This window comes from Candidatus Izemoplasma sp. (assembly GCF_982632705.1).
Genome location: NZ_CEXEES010000069.1, coordinates 1 through 7,341, shown reverse-complemented (window position 1 = coordinate 7,341; position 7,341 = coordinate 1). Strand labels below are relative to the sequence as shown.

10 protein-coding genes are annotated in these 7,341 nt (G+C 33.5%); all 10 read left to right on the top strand.

The genetic code is table 11. The features are described 5' to 3' along the window. Positions 1-472: peptide-methionine (S)-S-oxide reductase MsrA (gene msrA / locus AC2LE6_RS07945; RefSeq protein ID WP_484478730.1), on the top strand; the 472-nt coding region annotated here is incomplete at its 5' end. After that, entirely contained in the window at positions 465-1,370 is a 906-nt protein-coding gene (locus AC2LE6_RS07940) for a carbohydrate kinase family protein (RefSeq protein ID WP_484478729.1), read from the top strand. The genes msrA and AC2LE6_RS07940, both read left to right, overlap by 8 nt. Next, complete coding sequence (locus AC2LE6_RS07935; protein ID WP_484478728.1) at positions 1,345-2,259, top strand: pseudouridine-5'-phosphate glycosidase; 915 nt, start codon at positions 1,345-1,347, stop codon at positions 2,257-2,259. Before AC2LE6_RS07940 ends, AC2LE6_RS07935 begins: the two co-directional genes overlap by 26 nt. A gap of 9 nt (positions 2,260-2,268) precedes the next feature. After that, a complete protein-coding gene (locus tag AC2LE6_RS07930; protein WP_484478727.1) occupies positions 2,269-2,751 on the top strand; it encodes a deoxycytidylate deaminase in 483 nt (160 codons plus the stop codon). Next, on the top strand, positions 2,735-3,763 hold the full coding sequence (locus AC2LE6_RS07925; RefSeq protein ID WP_484478726.1) for a S16 family serine protease: 1,029 nt from the start codon (positions 2,735-2,737) through the stop codon (positions 3,761-3,763). Before AC2LE6_RS07930 ends, AC2LE6_RS07925 begins: the two co-directional genes overlap by 17 nt. Then, positions 3,756-4,112, top strand: coding sequence for a hypothetical protein (locus AC2LE6_RS07920; protein WP_484478725.1), 357 nt, complete (start codon positions 3,756-3,758; stop codon positions 4,110-4,112). Before AC2LE6_RS07925 ends, AC2LE6_RS07920 begins: the two co-directional genes overlap by 8 nt. Before the next feature lie 12 nt (positions 4,113-4,124). Then, positions 4,125-4,646, top strand: coding sequence for a signal peptidase II (gene lspA, locus AC2LE6_RS07915; RefSeq protein ID WP_484478724.1), 522 nt, complete (start codon positions 4,125-4,127; stop codon positions 4,644-4,646). Beyond that, entirely contained in the window at positions 4,631-5,533 is a 903-nt protein-coding gene (locus tag AC2LE6_RS07910; protein WP_484478723.1) for an RluA family pseudouridine synthase, read from the top strand. The genes lspA and AC2LE6_RS07910 overlap by 16 nt, the downstream gene beginning before the upstream one ends. Beyond that, positions 5,526-6,476 carry a zinc dependent phospholipase C family protein gene (locus tag AC2LE6_RS07905; RefSeq protein ID WP_484478722.1) on the top strand — a complete coding sequence of 317 codons (951 nt, stop codon included), beginning with the start codon at positions 5,526-5,528 and terminating at the stop codon, positions 6,474-6,476. The genes AC2LE6_RS07910 and AC2LE6_RS07905 overlap by 8 nt, the downstream gene beginning before the upstream one ends. Positions 6,477-6,601: 125 nt before the next feature. Continuing rightward, complete coding sequence (locus AC2LE6_RS07900; RefSeq protein WP_484478721.1) at positions 6,602-7,231, top strand: class I SAM-dependent methyltransferase; 630 nt, start codon at positions 6,602-6,604, stop codon at positions 7,229-7,231. Positions 7,232-7,341 lie beyond the last annotated feature (110 nt).

The following is a 7,341-nucleotide window of genomic DNA, read 5'->3' as shown; positions in this document are numbered from 1 at the left end:
CGTATTCGCAGGTGGATGCTTTTGGGGAGTAGAAGCCTACTTTAAACAACTAACAGGAGTATATAAAACAGAAACTGGATATATCGCTGGAAACGGTGAAACAACGTATCAAGAAGTATGCAGTGGAAGCGGACACGCTGAAGCAGTACTGATTGAATACAATAATGAAGAGATTGAATTAAACAAATTACTAGATCACTTATTCAACATCATTGATCCTACATCTATCAACAAACAAGGACCAGACATCGGAGTTCAATACCGTTCTGGTATTTATAACTATAACGATTCTGAACTTGAAATTATCAATACCTATTTCAATAAGAAACAACCACAGTACAAAAGACCAATCGCTATTGAACTAAAGACAGAACTACCATTCTTTAGCGCTGAGGAGTATCACCAAGATTATTTAGATAAAAATAAAAACGGGTACTGTCACGTAAACTTAGACAGTCATAAAAATGTCTAAAATACTAGTCATCGGTGCACAAAACATCGATATATTTACCCACAATAAACAAGACTATAACCTACACGATTCTAATATCACAGACATCAAGTTCAGTTTTGGTGGAGTTGGAAGAAACATCGCAGAAAACATCAAACGATTGGACTGTGATATCTCATTTCTAACAGTCTTTGGGAATGATATCTTTAGTACACAAGCACAAAATTCATTAGAGGAAATGGGAATCAAAACAACCCACTCAAAAGTATGTGATCACGTAAACAGTGTCTATATCGGTATCTTAGATAAAGACAATGACTTATTCCTAGGTCTGAACGATATGAAGATTGTAGAAGAGCTAAACACAGAGTTCATGATCAAACACAAAGATTACATCAATTCATTTGATATTTTAGTGATTGACAATAACTTGACAGAAGACACAATCAAACACATCGTAAACAATCACAATAAAACAATCATTATGGACGCAGTATCTGCGCACAAAGTCCATAAACTACAATCTATTCTACATAAAATAGATTACGTAAAACTAAATCACATTGAATGTATTGAACTAACAAAAGAAGATACATTAGAGAACCAAATAAAAGAACTACAAAAATTAAACGCTAATACAGTTATAATCACAAATCAAGATAAAGACATAACTGTCGTAGATAAGAACGTCACAAGCTTTAAAACAATCCCTTGCGAGACAATCGTTAACGCATCAGGGGCAGGAGATGGATTCATCTCTGGATTTATCAAAGGTGTATCCTTAGATAAATCAATCAAAGAATCAATTGATTACGCTAAAAAAGTAGCATATATCACTTTATTAAGCGACGACGCTACTAATAAAGAACTAACATATGAAAAGGTGAAGAATTATGAAACAATTTATCGAGTACAGTAAAGAAGTACAAAACGCTATAGACAACAATCTACCAATTGTTGCATTAGAAAGCACAATTATATCGCATGGTATGCCATATCCTCAAAACGTAGAAACAGCTAAAAACTGTGAGCAAATCGTTAGAGACAATGGTTGTGTACCAGCAACAATCGCTATAATCGGTGGGAAATTAAAAATAGGATTAAGTCCTGAAGAACTTGATTACTTTGGTAAAACAGGATTAAAAATAACAAAAACATCACGCCGTGATATCGCATATAATGTCGCAAACAAAATAGATGGAGCAACTACAGTGTCTGCGACAATGTTTATCGCTGCCCTTGCAGATATCTCAGTATTCGCAACTGGTGGAATCGGTGGAGTTCACCGTGGTGCTGAAAACACAATGGATATCAGTGCGGACTTAGAAGAACTATCTGAAACAAACGTTATAGTCGTTTCAGCAGGTGCTAAAAGTATCCTAGATATTGGATTAACACTGGAATACTTAGAAACAAAAGGTGTAGAAGTAATCGGATATCAAACAGATATGTTACCGGCATTCTATAGTAGAGAATCAGATTTTAAAGTAAACTTTAGAATCGATACACCTCTTGAAATCGCATCTGTATATCACACAAAACAATTACTAAATTTACGTGGGGGAATGCTTATCGCTAACCCAGTTCCAGTTGAGTATTCAATGAAAAAAGAGTTAATCGACGAAGCAATCAAAAACGCAATCATCGAAATGGAAGAGCTAGGAATCAAAGGAAAAGAAACAACACCTTACCTACTTGGTAAAGTTGTTGAACTTACCAAAGGTAAATCATTAGAGACTAACATCAAATTAGTATATAATAACTGTAAGGTAGCTAGTTTAATTTCAAAGGAATTACACAGCTTATAGGAGGGTACTATGAAAAGAGAAAATTATATAACATGGGATCAGTACTTTATGGGAGTTGCGAAACTAAGCGCAATGAGATCAAAAGACCCAATAACACAAGTCGGAGCTTGTATTGTCAATGATCGAAGAAGAATCATTGGGATTGGATACAACGGATTTCCTCGTGGTGTCGATGATGATAACTTCCCATGGGATAAAGATGGAGATTGGTTAGACAGTAAATATCCATATGTAGTACACGCAGAACCAAACGCAATATTAAACGCAACCGTTCCACTAGATGATGCCACATTATATGTGACATTATTTCCATGTAATGAGTGTGCGAAGCTTATAGTACAATCAGGAATCAGAGAAGTTGTTTACCTAGAAGATAAATATCATGAAAAAGAATCATTTGTTGCTTCAAGACGTATGTTTGAAAGCGCTGGAGTTGAATCAAGACAAATGAAACTAGAAGATATACTAATTAAGAATGATACAAACACTTAAACAACATAGAATTCTATTTTCGTTATTAACTATCTTCTTTGGGTTTATGTTAGTAGTAGGTACAGTTCGTGTAGATTACTCGTTCAGTGCTCCTGGGTACAATGATAATGTTGATCAATTCTTAACAATCGAAACAGATTACAATGCATCTGGTTCATTTCACACAACATCTGTTATCGTAATGGATAAAGTATCTATACTTCAGTACTTTACTGGGAAAATGATGGCTAAAGTTGAAATAAGAGATTTCCCTAGAGGATATGAGGGAATTGATTTAGAAGATTTAACCGTAATGGGATATCTTCAAAAAGATGATTCATTATCAACAGCGTTAATCGTCGCAATAGAAAACGCAGGACTAGATATCACATATGATTCATATGATACTGTCTATTTAACGTACGCACATATGACTGACAACACACTAGAAGTAGGAGATAGAATCATTTCTGTGAACAACAGCACCGATTACTATGAAGAACTGACAGGTACAGCGTGTTATGATTCTGCTGAAATCGTAATTGAACGAAATGATACAAATCATACATTCACAATCACTAGAAACCTAGTTGATCAAACAAACCCAGAAGGAACTTGTTCATTTGGGTTATACATTGATATCTTAAGTGAAATAGTAGAAAGTGATGTTGAATACTCAATCACTAGAACAGGAACCCAAGGTCCAAGTGGGGGCTTACTACAAACGTTATACATCTTCAACGAACTTACCGAGTTTGACTATACAAACGGATTAAAGATTGCCGGAACAGGAACAATAGATGTTCACGGTAATGTAGGATATATTGGAAGCATGAGACAAAAAATAATTACAGCAATATCAAATGATATTGATGTATTCTTTGCCCCTCATCTAAACGATGAGGACTATGATAACTACATTGAAGCTCTCTCAGTATTAGAAGAATTCAACACCGATATGATCGTAGTTGGTGTTTCAACATTTGCTGAGGCAGTTGAGTTTTTAGAGAATTATGGTGATACTTATGAATAAAGAACAATATAACTCAATCAAAAGCTTATTCTTATTCTACTCATTCAAACAGTTTTTAAAAGCATTAATAGTTGATTTTTATTTCTTCGTAATAACAGGAGGAGTGGCAGTCATTGTCTTTATAAACATCATTCCAATGATGGTACGTTTCTTAGTACCAGGATTAATATTATTATATGTTGTATTGGTATTACTTAGTTACTTAGCTAAGACATACTTTGTCGAAACATTACTAACATACAAAAAGACAGAATACATTCATTTTCAAAACATAAAATACTTACTAACAATGATTTACTCTGTTGTAATAATGGCAGTAATGACAATAGTATTTGTATTAATATCATAAAAGAGGTGCATTATGAAAAAACAAATGATCATATCGATTAGTATAATACTTGGACTTATTTTATTAGACCAAGTGTCAAAACTAATGATATTAAACCACTACGGTGGAAGAGACATCTTAGAAGTATGTCATGATACGGCAACGTATTGCGCAACACCCGCTATCAAAATAATCCCTGGATTAATATCATTCACATTTAATTTTAATGAAGGTGGAGCTTGGGGACTATTATTTGGCCAAATGATGATATTCTATGTGATAACACTAGGATCATTTGTTCTATTCTATTTCTTATTAAAAGATATCAACTTACAAACTAAAAAATTATACACATATGGTGTATTATTAATGATTGCAGGAGCAATCGGAAACTTTATTGATCGTTTATTCCATCAAAGAGTCACAGACTTTATACGTTTTGACTTTATTGATTTCCCAATCTTCAACATCGCAGATATCTGTCTTGTTGTGGGAGTAACAATGTTCGCGATTGATATCTTATTAGAGGACGTGTTAAAATGGAAAAAACAATAATCGTATCAGAAGAGAACCACTTAAATAGATTAGATAAATATCTAACTATTATGTTAGGAGAATCACGTGCAACAGTACAAGCAATGGTGAAATCTGAAAACATAATCATTAATGATAAACCAACTAAAAATAACTACAAAGTAAAAAGAGATGATGTCATAAAAATCACTGCGTTTGAAGAAACAGTCACAGATGTAGTGCCAGAAGACATTCCTTTAAACATCGTATATCAAGATAACGATATGTTAGTAGTCGATAAAGACTACAACATGGTTGTGCATCCTGGAGCTGGTAACTATTCAGGGACAATGGTAAATGCATTACTGCATCATGTAAAAGACTTACAAGCAATCAAAGGGGAAATAAGACCTGGGATTGTACATAGAATTGATAAAGAAACATCAGGATTACTAATGGTTGCTAAAAACCCAAAAGCGTTAGAACATTTAGGAGAACAACTAAGACTAAAAACAGTAACACGTAAATACATTGCCTTAGTAGAAGGAGTTATCCCTCACAACTTAGGTAAAGTAAACGCACCTATTGGTAGAGATCCTAAAAACAGACAAAAAATGAAATGTGTTGAAAACGGAAAAGTCGCAGTCACAAACTTCAAAGTACTAGATCGTTTTGAAAAACATACCCTAGTTGAATGTGTCTTAGAAACAGGTAGAACACATCAAATCCGTGTTCATATGCTTTATATCGGTTACCCAATCTTTGGAGACAGTAAATACGGTAAACGTAAAACAGATACAGAATTTGGACAATATTTACACGCACAAACGTTAGGATTTATCCACCCAACGACAGAAGAATACATGGAGTTTAAATCCGAATTACCTGAATACTTTAAAGAAAAGCTTGTTGAATTAAAAAATGGCTGATATATATTCACACACAAAACTAGCCAAAAGAGTAATCAATGAAATTGATTACGACTTCAACAAAGAATTGGTATTCATGGGAGCGCAAGGTCCAGATCCACTATGTTATATTGTGCTTGGTAAAGACAGCAAAGATTATTCATACTTCTGTAGTCGTACTCACGACACAAACACACAAATGTTATTAATCAACATGGTTCATTACGTCAAACAACATTTAACCAAAGAAACATACTCATATTTAATTGGCTTCTTAACGCATTACGCATTAGATGTTAGTATTCACCCTTATATTTATTATAACGTTGGTGAATACAAAAAAAACAAGCCTGAAACAGATATCTACAAAGGACTTCATCTTCAATTTGAACGTAGTGTAGATTGCGTCATTATTGAAGAGGATACGAAAAAGAAAGCTCATAAACTAAAACTACATAAAACACAGTTTCTGACAGGACATATGCCGCAAGAAGTCGCAGACATTATGGGGTATACCTTAAAACAAACATACGGGAAAGATAATGGAGCCTTTATGTTTAAACGTTCTGTCAAAACAATGTATAAAAATGTAAAACATATGCTCTATGATCCATTTGGAATCAAAAAGCAATTCTATAAAATCGCAGATCTATTCTTAAAACAGGATCTATTCATAAAAGATGTTTCCATGTTCAATCATATTAAGAACTATGATTACTTAAACCTAGAACACAAGACATGGCATCATCCAGTAACAAATGAAGCATTTACTAAATCAGTCTATGATTTAGTAGAAGAGGGATATACATTCGCAAAAGATATCACATCAAAAGTTCATAGATATATCTTTGATAATGCTAAAATGGATTTAGAAACAGTCTTTACAAATCTATCATTCAACAGTGGTGTAGATTGTAATCATCACAACGCGATGCAGCATTTTAAAGCATATAATATAAAGTAATATACAAATAAATCCAAAAAGAGACAAAACTGTCTCTTTTTTATTTGATTAAGAAATGTTATAATCAATTTAATGCAAACAGGATATCAATATTACCAGGGGATAAAAGATTTAAGGAGAAACACATGCTTAGGGACAAGAAAAAATTATTTAACGAGTGGGCAGAGACCTACAATAAAGATGTGAAAAACACATACATAAACAATGATTATCCGTTTTGTGGATATAAAGAAACACTAAAACTAATCACTGATTACGTACATGAAAACAAACTTAACACAGTAGTAGAAATGGGAATCGGGACAGGTGTTTTATCAAAACAACTATACGACAAAGGTCATTTCATCATTGGAGTTGATTTCTCAACCAAAATGATAGATCATGCATTTGCCTTAATGCCAAATGCGAAATTCATCAATACAGACTTTAAATCGTCTGTACAGTACATGAATAATAATTCAATAGATTGTTTTATATTCTCATATGCAATACATCACTTATCGGCTTTTCAGCAATACAGTTTACTGAGATTACTAGACTACAAGCTTAAAAAGGGCGGAGTTATTATCATAGGAGATGTTATGCGTAAATCACCTCAGGAATTAAAACAGTTAGAGAAAAGATACAAAGAAATCTGGGACACAGATGAACATTATCCAACACAAGATGATTATAGAAAAAACCTATATGATATATATAAAGTATCATATGCAGAAACCTCACATTGTGCAGGTGTCATCGTACTAGAAAAATAATTTGAACTTACACATTTTGTGTAAGTTTTTTTACTATTCAATAGACTACCGACCTTCTAAGGCGTCGGCCGGGGGTTCGAATCCCTCCCGGAATGCCATTTTAAAGCAAA

Bases quoted from the DNA above. Each gene is read 5' to 3' on its own strand.
- AC2LE6_RS07940 (WP_484478729.1), top strand. From the start codon at position 465: ATGTCTAAAATACTAGTCATCGGTGCACAAAACATCGATATATTTACC.
- AC2LE6_RS07935 (WP_484478728.1), top strand. From the start codon at position 1,345: ATGAAACAATTTATCGAGTACAGTAAAGAAGTACAAAACGCTATAGAC.
- AC2LE6_RS07930 (WP_484478727.1), top strand. From the start codon at position 2,269: ATGAAAAGAGAAAATTATATAACATGGGATCAGTACTTTATGGGAGTT.
- AC2LE6_RS07910 (WP_484478723.1), top strand. From the start codon at position 4,631: ATGGAAAAAACAATAATCGTATCAGAAGAGAACCACTTAAATAGATTA.
- lspA (WP_484478724.1), top strand. From the start codon at position 4,125: ATGAAAAAACAAATGATCATATCGATTAGTATAATACTTGGACTTATT.
- AC2LE6_RS07925 (WP_484478726.1), top strand. From the start codon at position 2,735: ATGATACAAACACTTAAACAACATAGAATTCTATTTTCGTTATTAACT.
- AC2LE6_RS07920 (WP_484478725.1), top strand. From the start codon at position 3,756: ATGAATAAAGAACAATATAACTCAATCAAAAGCTTATTCTTATTCTAC.
- AC2LE6_RS07900 (WP_484478721.1), top strand. From the start codon at position 6,602: ATGCTTAGGGACAAGAAAAAATTATTTAACGAGTGGGCAGAGACCTAC.
- AC2LE6_RS07905 (WP_484478722.1), top strand. From the start codon at position 5,526: ATGGCTGATATATATTCACACACAAAACTAGCCAAAAGAGTAATCAAT.